This window comes from Mesorhizobium sp. M0029, from assembly GCF_040323735.1.
Lineage (GTDB): Bacteria > Pseudomonadota > Alphaproteobacteria > Rhizobiales > Rhizobiaceae > Mesorhizobium.
Window position 1 is genome coordinate 245,807 of the sequence record NZ_JAMYVF010000002.1, and the last position, 17,299, is coordinate 263,105.

Annotated in this window: 18 protein-coding genes; 7 read left to right on the forward strand and 11 right to left on the reverse strand. The window is 62.7% G+C overall.

Going from position 1 to position 17,299, the window contains the following annotated elements:
- Nucleotides 1–117: 117 nt before the first annotated feature.
- The 5 genes from NKJ76_RS04390 to NKJ76_RS04410 all read right to left on the reverse strand — a co-directional run bounded on the left by NKJ76_RS04390 (nucleotide 118) and on the right by NKJ76_RS04410 (nucleotide 3,756).
- The gene (locus NKJ76_RS04390) at nucleotides 118–1,182 is read right to left on the reverse strand and encodes a glycoside hydrolase family 25 protein (RefSeq protein ID WP_023669057.1); all 1,065 of its coding nucleotides are present in this window, start codon (nucleotides 1,180–1,182) and stop codon (nucleotides 118–120) included.
- Between the two features lie 355 nt (nucleotides 1,183–1,537).
- The gene (locus tag NKJ76_RS04395; protein WP_023711466.1) at nucleotides 1,538–1,735 is read right to left on the reverse strand and encodes a hypothetical protein; all 198 of its coding nucleotides are present in this window, start codon (nucleotides 1,733–1,735) and stop codon (nucleotides 1,538–1,540) included.
- A 115-nt stretch (nucleotides 1,736–1,850) separates the two neighbouring features.
- The gene (locus NKJ76_RS04400; protein WP_023754395.1) at nucleotides 1,851–2,249 is read right to left on the reverse strand and encodes a GFA family protein; all 399 of its coding nucleotides are present in this window, start codon (nucleotides 2,247–2,249) and stop codon (nucleotides 1,851–1,853) included.
- 187 nt (nucleotides 2,250–2,436) lie between these two features.
- Entirely contained in the window at nucleotides 2,437–3,393 is a 957-nt protein-coding gene (locus NKJ76_RS04405; RefSeq protein ID WP_023756447.1) for an alpha/beta fold hydrolase, read from the reverse strand.
- Nucleotides 3,394–3,507: 114 nt separating this feature from the next.
- Complete coding sequence (locus NKJ76_RS04410; RefSeq protein ID WP_023669061.1) at nucleotides 3,508–3,756, reverse strand: ParB N-terminal domain-containing protein; 249 nt, start codon at nucleotides 3,754–3,756, stop codon at nucleotides 3,508–3,510.
- A 169-nt stretch (nucleotides 3,757–3,925) separates the two neighbouring features.
- Here NKJ76_RS04410 and NKJ76_RS04415 point away from each other — a divergent pair, with 169 nt between their 5' ends.
- The 5 genes from NKJ76_RS04415 (at nucleotide 3,926) to NKJ76_RS04435 (ending at nucleotide 9,612) form a co-directional block, all read left to right on the forward strand.
- The gene (locus tag NKJ76_RS04415) at nucleotides 3,926–5,557 is read left to right on the forward strand and encodes a N,N-dimethylformamidase beta subunit family domain-containing protein (RefSeq protein WP_352536845.1); all 1,632 of its coding nucleotides are present in this window, start codon (nucleotides 3,926–3,928) and stop codon (nucleotides 5,555–5,557) included.
- A 1-nt stretch (nucleotide 5,558) separates the two neighbouring features.
- Complete coding sequence (locus NKJ76_RS04420) at nucleotides 5,559–6,932, forward strand: aminotransferase family protein (RefSeq protein ID WP_023684915.1); 1,374 nt, start codon at nucleotides 5,559–5,561, stop codon at nucleotides 6,930–6,932.
- 10 nt (nucleotides 6,933–6,942) lie between these two features.
- Nucleotides 6,943–7,872: a 3,5-dioxohexanoate:acetyl-CoA acetone transferase gene (gene kce, locus NKJ76_RS04425; RefSeq protein ID WP_023816557.1), complete on the forward strand. Its 930-nt coding sequence runs from the start codon at nucleotides 6,943–6,945 to the stop codon at nucleotides 7,870–7,872.
- A 211-nt stretch (nucleotides 7,873–8,083) separates the two neighbouring features.
- The gene (locus NKJ76_RS04430; protein ID WP_352536846.1) at nucleotides 8,084–8,587 is read left to right on the forward strand and encodes a GNAT family N-acetyltransferase; all 504 of its coding nucleotides are present in this window, start codon (nucleotides 8,084–8,086) and stop codon (nucleotides 8,585–8,587) included.
- A complete protein-coding gene (locus NKJ76_RS04435) occupies nucleotides 8,584–9,612 on the forward strand; it encodes a histone deacetylase family protein (RefSeq protein ID WP_352536847.1) in 1,029 nt (342 codons plus the stop codon). The genes NKJ76_RS04430 and NKJ76_RS04435 overlap by 4 nt, the downstream gene beginning before the upstream one ends.
- Before the next feature lie 4 nt (nucleotides 9,613–9,616).
- Here the strand turns inward: NKJ76_RS04435 and NKJ76_RS04440 are convergent, their stop codons facing one another.
- The 3 genes from NKJ76_RS04440 to NKJ76_RS04450 form a co-directional block, all read right to left on the reverse strand.
- The gene (locus tag NKJ76_RS04440; RefSeq protein ID WP_352536848.1) at nucleotides 9,617–10,879 is read right to left on the reverse strand and encodes a cysteine desulfurase-like protein; all 1,263 of its coding nucleotides are present in this window, start codon (nucleotides 10,877–10,879) and stop codon (nucleotides 9,617–9,619) included.
- Nucleotides 10,880–10,931: 52 nt separating this feature from the next.
- The gene (locus tag NKJ76_RS04445; RefSeq protein ID WP_352536849.1) at nucleotides 10,932–11,999 is read right to left on the reverse strand and encodes an aldo/keto reductase; all 1,068 of its coding nucleotides are present in this window, start codon (nucleotides 11,997–11,999) and stop codon (nucleotides 10,932–10,934) included.
- 115 nt (nucleotides 12,000–12,114) lie between these two features.
- Complete coding sequence (locus tag NKJ76_RS04450) at nucleotides 12,115–12,657, reverse strand: hypothetical protein (protein WP_023706484.1); 543 nt, start codon at nucleotides 12,655–12,657, stop codon at nucleotides 12,115–12,117.
- 328 nt (nucleotides 12,658–12,985) lie between these two features.
- Between NKJ76_RS04450 and NKJ76_RS04455 the strand changes: the two genes are divergently transcribed.
- Nucleotides 12,986–13,150, forward strand: coding sequence for a hypothetical protein (locus NKJ76_RS04455; protein ID WP_352536850.1), 165 nt, complete (start codon nucleotides 12,986–12,988; stop codon nucleotides 13,148–13,150).
- Between the two features lie 76 nt (nucleotides 13,151–13,226).
- Here the strand turns inward: NKJ76_RS04455 and NKJ76_RS04460 are convergent, their stop codons facing one another.
- Nucleotides 13,227–13,733 (reverse strand): DUF1993 domain-containing protein, encoded by a 507-nt coding sequence (locus NKJ76_RS04460; RefSeq protein ID WP_023690171.1) that lies wholly within the window; start codon nucleotides 13,731–13,733, stop codon nucleotides 13,227–13,229.
- A gap of 124 nt (nucleotides 13,734–13,857) precedes the next feature.
- Here NKJ76_RS04460 and NKJ76_RS04465 point away from each other — a divergent pair, with 124 nt between their 5' ends.
- Nucleotides 13,858–14,916, forward strand: a complete 1,059-nt coding sequence (locus tag NKJ76_RS04465) for a DUF1176 domain-containing protein (protein WP_352536851.1) — start codon at nucleotides 13,858–13,860, stop codon at nucleotides 14,914–14,916.
- 36 nt (nucleotides 14,917–14,952) lie between these two features.
- Here the strand turns inward: NKJ76_RS04465 and NKJ76_RS04470 are convergent, their stop codons facing one another.
- Nucleotides 14,953–16,131: an epoxide hydrolase family protein gene (locus NKJ76_RS04470; RefSeq protein ID WP_352536852.1), complete on the reverse strand. Its 1,179-nt coding sequence runs from the start codon at nucleotides 16,129–16,131 to the stop codon at nucleotides 14,953–14,955.
- A 100-nt stretch (nucleotides 16,132–16,231) separates the two neighbouring features.
- Nucleotides 16,232–17,143 carry an alpha/beta hydrolase gene (locus NKJ76_RS04475; protein WP_502902271.1) on the reverse strand — a complete coding sequence of 304 codons (912 nt, stop codon included), beginning with the start codon at nucleotides 17,141–17,143 and terminating at the stop codon, nucleotides 16,232–16,234.
- Between the last annotated feature and the right edge of the window lie 156 nt (nucleotides 17,144–17,299).

Here is a 17,299-nt window from a genome sequence, read left to right on the forward strand (position 1 = left end):
GGAAGGCTGTTGCGATACCGCTAAAGGACACAGTGAGCGGATCGTTAGCGAGACGCTGAAAATTCAACCCAAGCCGCAGCGGCAGGCAGCGCAGGCGCACCGGCACCGGCCTGACGTTCAGTCGGCGTCGGCGACGGTCGTCTGCCCGCCTGCCCATGCCCACCAGGCGCGCTCGTCGCCATGGAAGACGTTGAGGTCGATGCGGCCGGTCACGCCGTGCGACAGGCCGGAGCCGGAGTACTGCCAGAACAGCCATTTGCGGCCGGGATAGACTTTTGAGGGATGCCGCGCCACGGCGCGCAGCCAGAACGGATAATCGAGAAACGCACCCTTGAGATTGTCGCGATAGAAATCCGGTGCGGTGTAGATGATGGGCCGCTGGCCGTAATGGCGCTCCAGCTTGTCCATGAACACCTTCATCTTTTCCAGCACGGTGGCCCGCGAAGGCTGCCGCTTGCAGGAGGATTCGCCGTTCCATTCGACATCGATCACCGGCGGCAGCGCGCCTTCGACCCTTGGCACATTGCGGATGAACCAGTCCGCCTGCTCGCCGGCGGTGCGGCACCAGTAGAAGAAGTGATAGGCGCCGCGCTTCAGCCCGGCGGCATCGGCATTGCGCCAGTTCTTCATGAACATCGGGTCGAGATGGTCGCCGCCATCGGTCGCCTTGATATAGGCGAAGTTGGCGCCCTGGGCACGCAGCTTGCCCCAGTTGACATTGCCCTGCCAGCGCGAGACGTCGACGCCGTGGACGGCAAGGTAGCGTGGCGAAGCCTTGCCGAAATTGATCGGCTTGGCGTCGCGGAAACCGTAGCGGGTGACCGGCGAGGCCAGCATGGCCGGCGCCGCGCGCGTCAACCGCTTCGGCGCAGACATCAGAGCGGCGGGCTCGAGCTGTGGTCTGGTGCTCCCCTGCGGCGTGCCCGCGACGATGGCCTCTTCTTCCTCGACCATGGAAAAGGGCGGCGCATTGTCGGCCACAGCGTTGTCGGCCACCATGTCGGACCGCATCGGCGCGAGGTCGGCGGTCTCCGCCGGAGCCGCTGTGACCGGCGCGCTCGGACGCACGACCGAACTGGTCGTCTCGTTCGACGGCTGCAAGCCATCGACGCCCGCTGTGGACGAACAGCCGGCAAGCCACAGCGATGCCAACATGAAACTGACGACGCCTGAAATCCGCATCTGGACCTGTACGCAAAACACAACAGACCGAAGGCAAACAGACGCCGCCGGACAAACCGGCCTCGATTACTAACGAGAAATTACCAACAAAGTTTGAATCAAGTTGTTAGGAATTGGCCGGGGTATGTTCGGCGGCCATAACCTACCTTCGTCATTCTAGGGCGAAGCAGTCGCGAAGCGACGTCGGGCAGACCCTGGAATCCATGCCGTTGCATCCATGGCATGAAGACGGTTCAAGATTGAGTTTGGGCGAAATGGGTCGAGCAAGGAAGCCATTCTCGACCGCGACATACTTCGGCCGACGTCACGGCGTGGATCCTCGGGTCAAGCCCGAGGACGACGAAGGATCATAGCCTTACCTTCCCAGCCATTGCTGCAAACAAGTCTTGGCCACCACATGCGCCGGCGGCACCGATGGTTCGTCGGCGGCCGGGCGGCGGGCACGTTCGAGCAGCAGGCGAACCTGTTCGGGGCGCACGCGGTCACGCTCCATCACGAGGAGGACCATCGGATCGCTCAAAAGCTCGTCCAGGGTGCTGATTCTGTCGCTCATCGGTCGTCTCCTCGATACCGGCCCGCAGACGATAGATAGGCAGGCAATCATGGCCCGCCAATGACGCTTTGCCGGCTATGTCGTGGTTTCGGGATTATTTCCGGTAAGGCCGGCGTCAATTCGGAGGCGGCGCGCCTTCATGGTGCGGCAGGCCGTCATCGAGCTGCAGCCAGGGCTGCTTCGAGGCGGTCCACATATGCATTTCCGGCTTGAACAGCGAGGGATCGTCGAGCGAGCCGGTGGTGATGCCGACGATGCCGGCGGAGTCGCGTCGGGAAAACAGCGTGGTGCCGCAAGCGGCGCAAAAGCCGCGCTTGAGGTCCGGAGAGGTGTTGACCGTCGCCACCTCTCCCTCGACCGTGACATCGTCGATGCGAAACAAAAGGCGGGCGTTGAACGCCGCGCCTATGACCTTCTGGCAGCACCGGCAGTGGCAGACGCGCTGGTTGAGCGGCGCCGCCTCAGTGCCGTAGCGCACTGCCCCGCAATGGCATCCGCCCTGGTATTTCGTCATCATTCGAACTCATCACACTGAAGGTCTCTTGATGATATCGACAGGTACCTTTCGGTCAATTGAAAAGCCCTGATGGCGCCATCGATTGCGCCGATAGGACCAATGGCTGCGCCAAGGCTCCGTAGCTTCGCAGGCACAAAAAAGCCGACCGCCTCTTCGAGACGGCCGGCATGTATTTTCAGGCAAGCTATTTCGTTTCGCTGAGGACTTCGTCCCAGGTCTTCACCTTGGTTTCGCCATTGAGGAAGGGCAGTGCCGCGGCCGTCAGCTCCGGTGCGAAGAAGACGTCGTAGTGGGTGCGATTGGGAATGATGGCCAGCCGGTTCTGCGACAGGTTCTCACGCATCCAGCCGGCATCCTTCAGCCCGCCGCCGATCATCTGGTAGAACCTGATCTCGTGCTCGGGCTTGTACATGTCGCTGTCGCCATAGGCCAGCATGACTGGCATCTTCAGCTTCGCCACATCGGCGGAATAGTCGTAATCCTTGCGCATGAAATTGCCCAGCGCATCGAGCAGTTTAGGGAAATCGTCGGGACGTGGGGCGACGGCGACGTAGGATTTGTACATCGGCGTGTCCTTCATGAAATCGGCGGCGGCCGCGCTCACCTGCGCCTGCTGGCCGCGCATCTCGTCATAGAAGCCATTGGCGGCGAAGCCGGTCGAGACCAGGACCAGCCGGCGCACCGTCTCGGGATGCTGAACGGCCATGCGGAAGGCGACGCCGCCGCCCAGCGAATAGCCAAGCACGTCGACCTTGTCATAGCCGAGCGCCTTGACGATACCAGCCATGTCGTCGCCCATCCCCTCCAGGCTGAAGGGTCGCTCGCCGAGCGCGGTGCGGCCATGGCCCTGCAGGTCGACGGCAATGATGGTGCGGTTTTCCGCCAGCTTCGGCAGCAGCGGCGCGAACATGTCCGACGTGCCAAGGCCGCCATGCAGCAGAAGCAGCGGTTCGCCCTTGCCATAGACGGCATAGTAGTAATTCAGGCCGTCGATCGGCAGCAAGCCGGACTTTTCCGGCTTCGGCATGGCTGTTGCCTCGGTGGTCATGGCGGGCTTGGTCTCCTCTGCATTGGCTGGGCCGGGCGCTGCAAACAAGGCAGCGACCGAGGCAAGAATGGCGAAATAGATTCGTCTGGACATGTCGGTCTCCTCAGGTTCCCCCCAAGGACGAGCGAGCACGCCGCGTGCCGACATGCCCTGCGAAAAATCCGCGGAAGAATGACCGGTTTGGCTGTTGTCGATCGGTCGCGCGCCTCAGTGGCGCTTGGCCTGCACCAGATAGGCGTCGATCTCGGTCTCGCCGAGCCATTTGGCGGCTTCCAGCCGGTGCAGGCCCTCGACCAGGATGTGGCGCTTGCCGTCATGGCGAACCTGGATCGGCGTCTTCATGCCGTTTTCCAGTATGTCTTCGGCCAGATGCCGGACCGTTTCGGGATGCAGCGTCTTCTTGCGCGCCGTCGGCACGTAGATTTCGTCGACCTTGACCTTCTGCACTCTCAGCATACCGGCTCCCGAGGCGGAAAATGCCGCCTCGCCTGAGATAGTCGGTTTGCCAGGTGCGGCCAAGAGCGGCCAAGCAATTGTGTCGTATGCAATTGCTGGCCCGATCGTTTCCATTTGACGCTTGGCCGGCAGATGGCCGAAATGGCGGCCTGTCACTTTTCCGGTGTTCATGACCCAACTGCCGACCGAATTTCCCGATTTCGGACTGACGCCCGAGCAGCGCCGCGAGGCAGTGCGCGGCCATTACTATGAATGGCCGGGAATGGACGGCGAGCGGGGCGAGATCTGGTGCTATTCTGATCGATTTTCCTACCGCGCCGGCGAGACCGTGACGCTGCATGTCAGCTCGACGGCGCCGCGCTTCAGCATTGTCATTGTCCGCGACGGCGGCAGCGAGACAAAGGTCTTCGAGCAAACGGGGCTTTCGGCGCGCTGGCAGGATACGCCCGACCAGTGCTCGGTCGAAGGCTGCGGCTGGGAGGCGTCTTTCGAATTTCGCATCGGCAAGGATTGGCCATCCGGCGCCTATCGGCTGACGCTGACGGCGGACGGGCGCGAGCCCATCCATTGCCATCACCTCATCATCGTCGCGCCCCTGCCCGGCAGAAAACCCGGTCGCGTGCTGCAGGTGGCGGCGACCGGCACCTGGCTGTCCTACAACACATGGGGCGGCTCCAACGCCTATCAAGGCATCACCGGCCCGGGCCGCGACCAGTATGCGCGCATGGTGTCGACGCAGCGGCCTTGGTGCCGTGGCTTCGTGGTGTTGCCCAAGGACGCGCCGCGCGTGCCGCTGGAGGTTGCCGTGCCGCCGAAAACAGTGCCGCGCTATCCGCACATGGAATGGGCGTACGCCACGGGACATTCGAAGAAATACACCTCCTCCGGCTGGGCGAGCTATGACAGCCACTTCTTCCGCTTTGCCGAGCGCGCCGGCTACGGCGTCGATCTCGCCAGCCAGCACGATTTGCACTTCTCGCCCGAGATCCTCGACGGCTACGACTGCGTCGTCTTCGTCGGCCATGACGAGTACTGGACCTGGGAAATGCGGGACGCCGTCGACAGCTACGTCGAGCGCGGCGGTCATGCGGCTCGCTTTGCCGGCAATTTCATGTGGCAGACCAGGCTCGAGGACGAAGGCCGCCGGCAGGTCTGCTACAAATACCGGGCGCGGGCCGAAGACCCGGCCTATAGCGGCGACGTCACCCGGGCCACCAACTCCTGGGAAGCGCCTGAGATCGGTCGTCCCGGCGCAATGACCTTCGGCCTCAACGCGACGCGCGGCGTCTATGCCGGCTGGGGCGGATGCGCACCGCGCGGCGTGCGCGGCTTTCCGGTCTTTCGGCCCGAGCACTGGGCCTTCGCCGGCACCGGCATCTATTATGGCGACCTGCTCGGCGCCGACAGCCATGTCTATGGCTATGAGGTCGACGGGCTCGATTTCGAGATCCGCGGCGGCCTGCCCTATCCGACACCGGACAGCGGTGCGCCTGACGGGCTGCAGGTGCTGGCCGTCGGCATGGCGAGCCAGGTCGAGGAAAGCGCCGATATCCCGATCGAGGACCAGTTTCTCACCGACGAGGATGGCCGCTTTACGGCCGAAACGCTGTTTGGCGAGGCGACCGACGCCAATCTGGAAAAGGTCAAACGCGGCAACGGCATGATCGTCAATTTTCCGCGCGGCAAGGGCGAGGTTTTCCACGCCGGAAGCTGCGAATGGGTCGCCGGCCTGCTCAGGCAGGATCCCATGGTCGAGCGCGTGACCAGGAATGTAATCGATCGCTACCTCGGAAAGTCCTGACATGCAGAAGCCCTCATCAACTGGTTCAGAAACGCGCGCGCCCTCGCACCTGTTCTACCTCTCCAGCCTGCGCCGGCCGCTGATCGACCGCGCCGAAGGCATTTATATGTGGACGCAGGACGGCCGCCGCTTCATCGACGGATCGAGCGGACCGATGGTCGCCAATATCGGCCATTCCAACCGCAACGTGCTCGACGCCATGAAGCGGCAGATGGACCGCGCCACCTTCGCCTACCGGCTGCATTTCGAGAACGAGCAGGCGGAAGAACTGGCGCGGGAGCTCGCCGGCAAACTGCCGGAGGGCATGGACCGAATCTTCTTCGTCTCCGGCGGTTCGGAGGCGACGGAATCCTGCATCAAGCTGGCGCGGCAATGGGCGGTCGCGACCGGCCAGCCGAAGCGCTGGAAGGTTATCACGCGTTTTCCCTCCTATCATGGCGGCACGCTGGGTTCGCTTTCGATAACCGGCGACGATGCGCTGGCCGAAACGTTCACACCGATGATGCGGGTGATGCCGACCGTGCCGGCGCCGACGGCATGGCGCGACCGCGACAATCTTTCGATGGAGCAGCGCGGCGTCCGTTATGCCGACATGCTGGAGGAGAAGATCCAGGCCGAGGGCCCGGACAGCGTGCTCGCCTTCATCATGGAGCCGATCGGCGGTGCGGCGACTTCGGCCCTCGTCGCACCGGACAGCTATTATCCGCGTATACGCGAGATCTGCGACCGCTACGGCATCCTGCTCATCCATGATGAAGTGATGAGCGGCGCCGGCCGCACCGGAAAATTCCTTGGCGGCGACCATTGGAACTGCAAGCCCGACATCGTCGCGCTGTCGAAGGGGCTTGGCTCCGGCTATGCGCCGCTCGGCGCGCTGGCCGCCCCGATGCGGCTGGTCGAGCCGCTGCTGGCGTCGGGCGGCTTCCAGCATGGCCACACCTATGCTGGCAATCCGCTCGCCTGCGCGGCCGGGCTCGCCGTGCTCGGCGAGATGGACCGCCTCGACCTGATCGCCAATGCCGCCGCGATGGGCGACGTGCTGATGGACGGGCTGAAAGGGCTGGCGAAGCGTTTTCCGTTCATCGCCGATGTCCGAGGCAAAGGCCTGCTCACCGGCGCCGAGATGGTTGCCGATCCCGAAACTCTACGGCCGATCGAACAGGGCAAGAAAGCCACGCAGCGCCTGCTCGACCTCGCCTACGAGCGCGGGCTGATCATCTACGGCCGCAGGGTCAAGGGCGGTGTCGACAGCGACAATTTCATGGTGGCGCCGCCGATGATCGTCACGGCTGAAGAGGTCGGCGAGATCATTTCCATCATCGGCGATTCGCTGGAAGTTCTGGCCGCCGAACTCGACCTGCCGGTCGAAGGCTGAGGGCTAAAGAATGGCGCCGAGGAAAGTCATCATCACCTGCGCGGTCACTGGCTCGGTGCACACCCCGTCCATGTCGCCCTATCTGCCGGTGACGCCGGACCAGATCGCGACCGACGCCATCGCGGCGGCCGAGGCTGGCGCCTCAATCCTGCATCTCCACGCCCGCGATCCCAAAGACGGCCGGCCGACCGCCGATCCTGAGGTGTTCATGCAGTTCCTGCCGCGCATCAAGCAAGCGACCGATGCGGTGATCAACATCACCACCGGCGGTTCGTCGCTGATGACGCTCGACCAGCGGCTGGCGGCACCACTGCGGGCCGAGCCGGAAATGTGCTCGCTCAACATGGGCTCGATGAATTTCGCGCTGTTCCCGATGCTCGACAAGCCAAGGGAGTGGCAGCACGAGTGGGAACCAAAGCTGCTCGAAGCCACGCGCGACACCATCTTCAAGAACACCTTTGCCGATATGGAAGGCGTGCTCGAAAAGCTCGGCAAGGGCTGCGGCACGCGCTTTGAGTTCGAATGCTACGATGTCGGCCATCTCTATTCGCTGGCGCATTTTCGCGACCGTGGGCTGGTCTCGGGGCCGCTGTTCATCCAGTTCGTGCTCGGCATTCTCGGCGGCATCGGCGCCGATCCCGACAATCTCATCCATATGAAGCGCATCGCCGACAAGCTGTTCGGCGACAGCTACCAGTTCTCGGTGCTCGCCGCCGGCCGCCATCAGATGCCCCTGATCTCGATCGCGGCGGCGATGGGCGGCAATGTCCGCGTCGGGCTGGAGGATAGTCTCTACGACGGCCGCCAACTGGCGAAATCCAATGCCGACCAGGTGCGCAGGATACGTGGCATTCTCGATGGCCTGTCGCTGGAGGTGGCCACACCGGCGGAGGCGCGGGAGATGCTGGCGCTGAAGGGTGGGGACCGGGTGGCGTTTTGAGATGAAGACAATCTGAGATGATTGCGTTCCTTCGCGCCCCCCTCTGGCCTGCCGGCCATCTCCCCCTCAAGGGGGGAGATTGGCAGCTCCGACCTCGTCGCTCATCCTCGAAAGTTTGTGATTGGCGAAAGCCAAACGGCCATCCAATCTCCCCCCTTGAGGGGGAGATGGCCGGCAGGCCAGAGGGGGGTGCCTTGGCATCCTACTTATCGTGAATACAGTCACCCTCCGCCCCGGCACCATCGACGACGTCGACACCATCCATGCCGCGCTGCTCAAGCTCGGCACCCATATCGGCGCGCATCAGGAGATCACGTCCACTGCCGACGATCTCCGCCGCTACGGCTTTGGCGACAAACCCGCCTTCTCCACCCTGATCGCCGAGATCGGCGGCGATTTTGCGGGGCTCTGCCTGCATTTCCCGATCTTCTCGACATGGATGGGGCGGCCCGGCGTCTATATCCAGGACCTCTATGTCGAGGACCGGTTTCGCGGCCGCAAGATCGGCGAAAGACTGCTGCGCCGGGTCGCGCGCGACTGCCGCAGGGATGGCGGCGTCTATCTCAGGCTGTCCGTCGACACCGATAATGACGGCGCCAAGGCTTTTTATGAAAAGCTGGGCATTGCCTGGGCGCACTACGAGCAGACGCAGAAGATCGTCGGTGAAGCCTTTTTCGCCTTTGCCGATGCAGCGCAGGATGGGGAAGCGGAATGAAAGCCTTCTTTGCCGAGGAGCAGAAACGCCACGACCCGAAGGCATTCCTGTCCAGCGGCGCGCCGCAGCCCAATCCGGAACAGCCGGAGCGCGCCGAGCGATTGTTAGCCGGCGCAAGAACTGCCGGATTGACCATCGAACGGCCCAGGGAACATGGCCTAGGCCCGGTGGCGGCGGTGCATACGCCGGAATATCTCGCCTTCCTCGAACACATTTTTGCGCGCTGGCAGCGCATCGAGGGCGCATCCGCGGAAGTCATCCCCAACATCCATCCACTGGCCCGCACAGGGTCCTATCCGGCCTCGGCGGTCGGCCAGGCCGGCTACCACATGGCCGACACCGCTTGCCCGATCTCGGCCGAAACCTGGCACAGCGCGCTGTGGAGCGCCTGGAGTGCAGTCGAAGCGGCGGAAGCTGCCATGGCAGGCGCGCCTGCCGCTTATGCGCTCTGCCGGCCGCCCGGCCATCATGCCTTTGCCGATGTCGCCGGCGGCTTCTGCTTCATCAACAATTCAGCGGTCGCGGCCCAGGTGTTGCGCAAGCAGGCAGCGCGGGTGGTGATCCTCGATGTCGACCTGCATCACGGCAACGGCACGCAAGGCATCTTTTATACGCGTTCCGACGTCCTGACGGTGTCGCTGCACGCCGATCCGGTGCGCTTCTATCCGTTCTTCTGGGGCCATGCCGATGAGCGCGGCGAAGGTCCGGGCCTCGGCTATAATTTCAACCTGCCATTGCCGCGCAAATCAGCCGACGCGGCGTTTCTGGAGGCCCTCGAAGTGGCGTTCCAGCGTATCCGCGCCTTTTCGCCGGACGCGCTGGTCGTGGCGCTCGGTCTCGATGCGTTCGAGGGCGATCCGTTCGGCGGGCTTTCGGTGACCACGCCCGGTTTCTCGCGGATCGGCGAGGCAATTGCCAAGCTTGGCCTGCCGACGATTATCGTCCAGGAAGGCGGCTATCTCTGCGACGCGCTCGGCGACAATCTCACGGCGTTCCTCACCGGTTTCGGCGGCAAACAGCGATAGCTGACTAGCGCTGCTGCCTCAGCATGGCGATCACCCGGTGCACGCTTTCCAACGTCTCGTCGATCTCTGCCGCCGTGTTGTAGTGCGCAATACCGATGCGCACGACTCCCTGCTCGGCCGGAATGCCGAGATGGTGGACGATCTCCCAGGCGTAGTTGTGACCCGACCATAGAAAAATGTTCTCGGCATTCATCTGCCGCACGATCGTCTCTGGCACGATGCCGTCGACGGTGAAGGACACGGTCGGCACGCGCTCAATGACACGCTTCTGATCTGTGATGCCGCGGATGGTCAGGCCCTCAATGGCGGACAGCCCATCGATCAGCCTCAGCGCCAGCGGGTTTTCGTAGGCGATCGACACTTCGTATGCCTTTGCGATCTTTTGCCTTCGCGAACCGCCCTCGCCGGCCGCAGCACCGAGTTCGGCGAAGTAATCGACCGCTGCGGTAAGTCCGGCCATCAGTTCGATCTGCGGCGTACCGAGTTCGAAGCGCTCCGGCAGGCCATTGGACGAGCAACGGCATTTGTAGGGTTTCAGCGCATCGATGATGTCGCGGCGGCCCCAAAGAATGCCCATGTGCGGGCCGAAGAACTTGTAGGCCGAGCAGATCAGGAAGTCGCAGCCGAGTTCCTGCACGTCGACCAGCCCGTGCGGGGCGAACTGCACGGCATCGACATAGACGAGCGCGCCGGCCTGTTTGGCTATTCGCGTCAGCGCCTTGACCCGGTTGATCGAGCCGGTGAGGTTCGACGCATAGTTCAGCGCAACGAGTTTTGTCCTGTCGGTAAGCAGAGCGCTGAGCGCCGCCTCCTCGACCTGCCAACTGTTCTCGTCGAAAGGCAGGAAGCGCACCAAGAGGCCAAGGTCTTCGGCCAGCTGCAGCCAAGGCGAGACATTGCCCTCATGATCCATGCGGGTCACGATGATCTCGTCGCCCGGCTTGAAGCCGCGGCCGAGCGTGCGCGACATGTGATAGGTCAGCGTCGTCATATTGGCGCCGATGATGATTTCCTCAGCGCTCGCTGCACCCAGGAAATCGGCCATCGCCGCATGGGCGCCGTCGACCACCTGTTGCGCGGCAAGCGTGGTTTCGAAATAACCGCCGAGATTGGCGTTGGTGGTCAGGAGGCAGCGCGCCACCGCGTCGGCAACCGCTTGCGGCACCTGGGTGCCGGCCGGATTGTCGAGATAGATGCGCCGGCGGCCCTTATCGGTCAGGTCCAGCGCCGGAAATTTTCCCCTGACGGTCTCGATCGGAAAATCCATGGCTGTCCCCTTCCCCTTGTCTTTACCCGGCAATTCCGGCCAAACGGTCTGCTTATCGACACGGATTGCCGACGCGCTGGTGGATCGCATCCACGCCCTTCTGCATCTCGTCGGTCCAGGTCACGTCGGCTGACGACAGCGCCATCTCAAGCTGGGCAATCGTCGTCGCGCCGATGATGCTGGAAGTGACGAAAGGCCGGCTGGCGACATAGGCGTTGGCAAACAGCGCCGGTTCAAGGCCGAAGGAACGCGCCAGTTTATTGTATGCGAGCTGCGCCTCCGCCGCATTTGGCGTCTCGTAGCGCTGGCCGCGGTTGAACAGCTGCGAGCGCGAACCCTGCGGCCGTGCGCCATGGTCGTATTTGCCGGTGAGATAGCCCTGCGCCAGCGGCGAATAGGCGAGAAAGCCGACATCCTCGCGCCCGCAGACTTCGGCCAGGTTCACCTCAAAGGTACGGTTGACCAGATTGTAGGCGTTCTGCAGCGAAACGATGCGCGGGCCGACGCCCTTGTCGGCCTCGGCGATGAAGCGCATGACGCCCCAGGAGCTTTCGTTCGACAGGCCGAGATGGCGGATCTTTCCCGCCTTCACCAGCTCCTCGAAGACTGCGAGTGTCTCGGCGATCGGTGTCTCGCCGGCCGGCGCGCCAACGGCATCGGCACGGCGCGGCACAGCACCCACGCGGGTCGGGTTGGCGCCCCAGGGGATGTCGCGCTCCGGCCAATGGATCTGATAGAGATGGAGATAGTCGGTGCCGAGCTTGGACAGCGATTTGTCGATGGCGTCAAAGATATCGGCGCGCACCAATTTCGACGGACGGTCGCCACGAAACCAGCTGTTGGCGGTGCGGCCGACCACCTTCGAGGCCAGGATCACCTTGTCGCGGTTGCCCTTGGCCTTCATCCAGCTGCCGATGATCTTTTCCGTGCGCCCCTGCGTCTCAGCCTTGGGCGGGATCGGGTAGAGCTCGGCGGTGTCGATGAAATTCACGCCGCGCTCAAAAGCCAGATCCATCTGCGCATGGCCATCGGCCTCGGTGTTCTGCTCGCCCCAGGTCATCGACCCCAGGCAGATCTGGGTCACAAGAAGATCGGTCCGACCGAGACGGCGTTTATGCATCGAATTTTCTCCGGCGGGAATTGCGCGGCTACGCTGGAAGGAAGCCGCATCTATAGGGAAAGCGGCGCCGCTCTCCAACCCTTAGCGGACCGACTTTTGCGTGAACCCTGGAAAGTCAGCGCCGGACGCCAGCCAAAGCGCGCCGCTTGGCCTCGTCGATCAGCATGTTGGCCACCTGCATGCGGATCATTGCGCGCTGGCGCAGATGCGGCGCGACGCGGTCGGGGTGGTTGGCGAAGGCGAAGCTGCGGCGCATGCGGCCGAGATCGGCGTTCTTGACTGGATGATCGAGGCCGAGCTCGACGGCGATCGCGTCAGGGTCGATCGGCGGCAGCTTTTCCTCGGGCTTTGCCTCTTCGCCGGCCAGCGCCAGCTTGGCATGATCGAGAAGGGCTGCGAATTCGGCGGCGAGATCGGCTCCCGCCTCGCGGTATTCGGCGGCGAACGTTTCGCCCGAGACCTTGATGCGGCCGGAATGAAGCTCGTCGGCCACGGAGAGATAGTCGAACGGGATCGATGGCCGCGCGCTCGTCTCTTCCGCCGCCTCATCCTTGTCGGAGGCAACGAACAGATCGTCGAGCAAGGAAGCGAAATCCCGCTTGGCGCCGATGTCAGCCTCCCCCTCGTTTAAGCGTGCGAACAGAGCCGGTCGCAGCATAGAACCGGCTCGTTAAAAATGAATGCCGCTGATCTTAACCAGTTTAGGCGTTTGCGGTTTGGGCGGGCCCGGTTGGCGATGCGCAAGACCCAACAAAAAGCCGGACTGCATTTGCGTGCAGTCCGGAAATTCGCCAGGAGTGGCGAGGAAAAGCCGGCCATGTGCCAGCGTCTATGCATACGGTGGGGATGCGCCACAAGTTTCAGCGCATGGGCCAATTGTGCCGAAAAAAATTCGCCTGGCATGGCTGCCATGCAAATGCTGCACTGCACAATCTTCACAAATTTCCTATATTCGGCGCCGTGGAGGATCAACAAGGGGCCGAATCATGGGGTTCTTCACTGAAATGTTTGCCCGTCCGCGTCCGCAGGAGCAGCAGCGTTATCGTTCCGCCCTGGCGCTGCTGCACTCGATGAGCAATGCCGACCGCGCCGACATCGGCGTCAAGCCGGCCGATTTCCCGCGCATCGCGCGCGAAATGTCACCGCGTTGATCAAGGCCTTGGCGCTGAACCAGCGTCAAACGAAGTTTCCCGGCAGCGGCCGGGAAACCTCGCAAAGCGCAATTCGTCAACGATTACCGAGATAGGCGCCCTTGGTCAGCGGCACGCCATTGTGGCGCAGGATGTCGTAGGCGGTGGTCACGTGGAAATAGAAGTTGGGCATGGCGACATGCAGCAGATACTGCATGCCTGGCATCGAGGCTTCGCGCTGGCCAAACTTCAGTTCGACCACCCTTTCATCCGAACCCTCGAATTCGGCGGCTGAGAATGACGCCAGCAGATCGAGCGTCTTGGTCAGGCGCGCCTGCAACTCGGCGAAGGTCGCTTCATTGTCTTCGTATTTCGGCACTTCGCGACGGGCCAGCCGTGATGGCGCGCCCTTGGCGTGGTCGGTGGCAACCTGCACCTGCCTGACCAGTGCGTACATGTCGGGCGCCAGCCTCGCGGTCAAAAACACCTGCGGGTCGATCTTGCGTTCAGTTGCATTCTGTTCGGCTGCCGACAGCACGCCGGACAGCGCCTTCAGCCTGGCCGAAAACACCGGCACCGAGGCTTCATACATCGATAGTGTCACGTCAAATCTCCATTGCGGCTGAAGCGCCGACCGCGGGACGTAGCGCCTTCCCGGAGGATTTTTCAAGCGTCACCACGTCGCCGCAATCTCTATGATAGGCTCCTTTCGTGGTGGAGATTCTCAGATGAGACGCGTCTTTCTGGCAGCGGCCGCCTTTTGCTCCCTTGCCGCATCCGGCCAGGCTGTGTTCGCCGACGATGAACCGGCAGCCGATGACCAAGCCCCTTACGTCGATGACAGGTCGGATGCCGCAGCCGTCATCCGCTCGCTCTACAGCGCCATCAACCGGCACGAATTCGCCCGCGCCTGGGCTTACTACGGCGATACAAAGCCGGCAAAGGATTTCGACACACTCGTCAAGGGCTATGACGGCACCGACAAGGTCGATGTCGAAACCGGCGCCGTTTCCGATGAGGGCGCGGCCGGCAGCATCTACTACAGTGTTCCGGTCGCCATCCGCGCCACCGGCAAGGACGGCAACGAGGCGGTCTTCGCCGGCTGTTACACGCTGCGCCAGGTCAGCGCTCAGATCCAGGCCCCGCCATTCCGCCCGATCTTTATCGACAAGGGCGCGCTGAAGCCGTCCAAGGCCGATTTCGAGGAGGCGCTGCCGCCAAGCTGTGGTGACGGGCCGCCGCCGCCGAAGAAGGACACCGCACTCGAGCAGGTGAAGAAACTGTTCGCCGCCGATTATGGCGATCAGTGTGACAAGCAATTTCTCGGCGAGGAGCCGAACATCTTTTCGATCAAATACAAGGCAAAGGACGCGGCTGCCAGCGATCCCGACAAGGAAACGCGGCTTTTCGAGTTCTACTGCCAAGCGGCAGCCTATAACGCAAGTTCGGTCTACTACATGACCGACGAAGTATCGGGCGTGCGGCAGTTGCAGTTCACCGAGCCCGAAATGGATATCCGTTACGAGAACAATGACAGCGACGGCAAACTGCTGGGCATGGATATCATCGGCTTCCGCACATCCGGCTGGGCGGCCAATTCCGAATATGACGAAGACGCCAAGACGCTGACCACGTTCAACAAATGGCGCGGCATCGGCGACGCCTCGGACAAGGGGATATACCTGTTCCGTAACGGCGATTTTTCCCTCGTCCAATATGATGTGGACGCGTCTTACGATGGCGAGGAGAACCCGCAGACGGTGGTCGACTACAACACCGCGCCGTAGGGATCTTACCAGGAACCGCCGCGCTCAAGCAGTCCTTCACATTCGCCTTCTCGTTTCAGGCCGGGAACGCATCGGCCGGAAGAAGGCGCGAATGTCCTCGACCAGAAGACTCGGTTCCTCCAGCGCAGCGAAATGGCCCCCTCGCGGCATCGATGTCCATCGCTGAACGTCAAAGACCCGCGCCACCCAGGATCGAGGCGGCATCGGCAACTCGCGAGGGAAAAGCGCTACCCCAAATGGCGGCGAAACGCGTTCCAGCGTCTCGAACGCAAGAGGGAACAGTCGATTCTCCTTGTAGAGCCGCAAGGACGAGGTGAGCGCGTTGCTGAACCAATAGAGCGAAACATCCGTAAGGAGCGTGTCCATGCCGAAGGTGCGCTCCACGTCACCGTCGCAATCGCTCCAGCTACGGAACTTCTCGATCATCCAGGCTGCGAGACCGATCGGCGAGTCTGTCAGAGCATAAGCAAGCGTCTGAGGCTTCGTGCCCTGCAGATGGGCATAGGCGCCCTCCGTTGCCGTCCAGGCCGCGGCCTTTTCCAGAAAGGCCTGCTCCTCAACGGTGACAGATGGCAGACCTGCACCCAAGGGGGGCCGATAGCTCCCGGGAATGTAATTGACGTGGACGCCAAGCACGCTTTCGGAATGGAGCCGTGCCATCCAGGCGGAAACGCCCGCGCCGATGTCGCCTCCTTGGGAAGCGAAGCGGTCGTAGCCGAGCCCGCGCATCAACTGTACCCATAACTCCGCGATGCGGCCGGAATGGAAGCCTGGTTCCGTCGGCGCCTGGGAAAAGCCGTATCCGGGCAAGGAGGGAACTACCACGTGGAAAGCGTCGGCCGGGTCACCACCATGGGCAGCTGGGTCTGCCAGCAATGGAATGACGTGTTCCATTTCGATGAACGAGCCGGGCCAGCCATGCGTTATGATCAGCGGCAGCGGCGCCGGTCCGTTGCCTGGCTGGTGGACAAAGTGGACATCTAGGTTGTTCAGCCTCGTCAGATATTGCGGCAGCCGGTTCAGCCGCGCCTCTTGCACTCTCCAGTCGAAGCGGTCTCGCCAGCAATCCGCAAGGCGCTTGATGAACGCCAGGTCGGCCCCATCGTTCCAGCCCGCTTCGCTTAGCGGAATCGGCCATCGTGTTGCGCTAAGCCGACGCTGGAGATCTTCAAGTTGTTCGTTCGGAATTTGGATCTTGAAGGGGTGAGCGTCCATCGCTGTGCTTCCGATCGTTGGATCATATCAGCCTACACCTAAGAGGATATCGGCCGAGCCATGATCGCCAAAACTAACGGTCACCTCTGGGCGATATGCCTCAAGGCGCTTTCGACAGCATCCAGTTCAACGTTTGGCGCCAGTCGACCATGCGGATCGGCGTGCCGTGGGTGCCGGTCTCGAACCGGACGAACCGGGTCGGATAGGCTTTCGAGTTCGCAGTGATGGAGCGGAAGAAGGCTTCCTGCTTCTCCACGGGAAAGACCGGGTCCTTGCTGCCTTGGCCGAAGAACACCGGCACATGGCGCCTGTAGGCCGGGCTCGACAGGAAACCGTCATCCCACAGCGAGCCGAGCAGCAGCAGCCCGTTTATGCGCCGTCCCGTATCGTTGCGGCCGGCCAGCTTCCAGCACAGCGCACCACCCATCGAGCCGCAGGCGACGAAAATCTTGGCGTCCGGCGAGGCCTCGGCATAGTGGCCGATCAGCGCCGCGACCTGGGCCGCACCCTTGTCGCCGAAATCGGTGAAATCGGGTGAGAGATAGAGGCCGCCATTGCCGGCCATCAGGTTCTTGATTCGGTTGAAGTTGCCGCCGAAGGTGAAGTCGTCGACGCCCTGCTTGCGGCTGCCGCCCTGCCCGTGCAGGTAAAGCACGATGATGCCGGCGCCTTCGGTCTTACCAACGGCGACATGCCTGACATCGCCGGCATCGGTTTTCAGCATCAAATCCCGCTGCACCTTGCGCACGCCGGTGTCGGTATACTTAGCCTGCACGCGCTTTTCCGGCACTTCGTCGCGGTCGTTGATGTCGCGCATCTCGCGATAGTCGATGACGGTGTAGGCGCCTTTGTCAGACGAAGAGAGGGTCGCCGGATAGGCGAAGAGGTCATCCTTGTAGGGTTTTAGTTCGAGCGCGTCCGCGTGGGCGGCAGAGAACAGGAAAAGAAGTGAAACCAGAAGGGTATGGAACGCGGCCGCCCCCCTCTGGCCTGCCGGCCATCTCCCCCTCAAGGGGGGAGATTGGATATCACGCCGCCTTCCGCCAATCTTCAAAGCTGCAGGATAGACGCCGCCATCGAGGCTGCTGATCTCCCCCCTTGAGGGGGAGATGGCCGGCAGGCCAGAGGGGGGTAGAAGCGCTGAGGCAAGTAAAGAGAGAGCCATGCT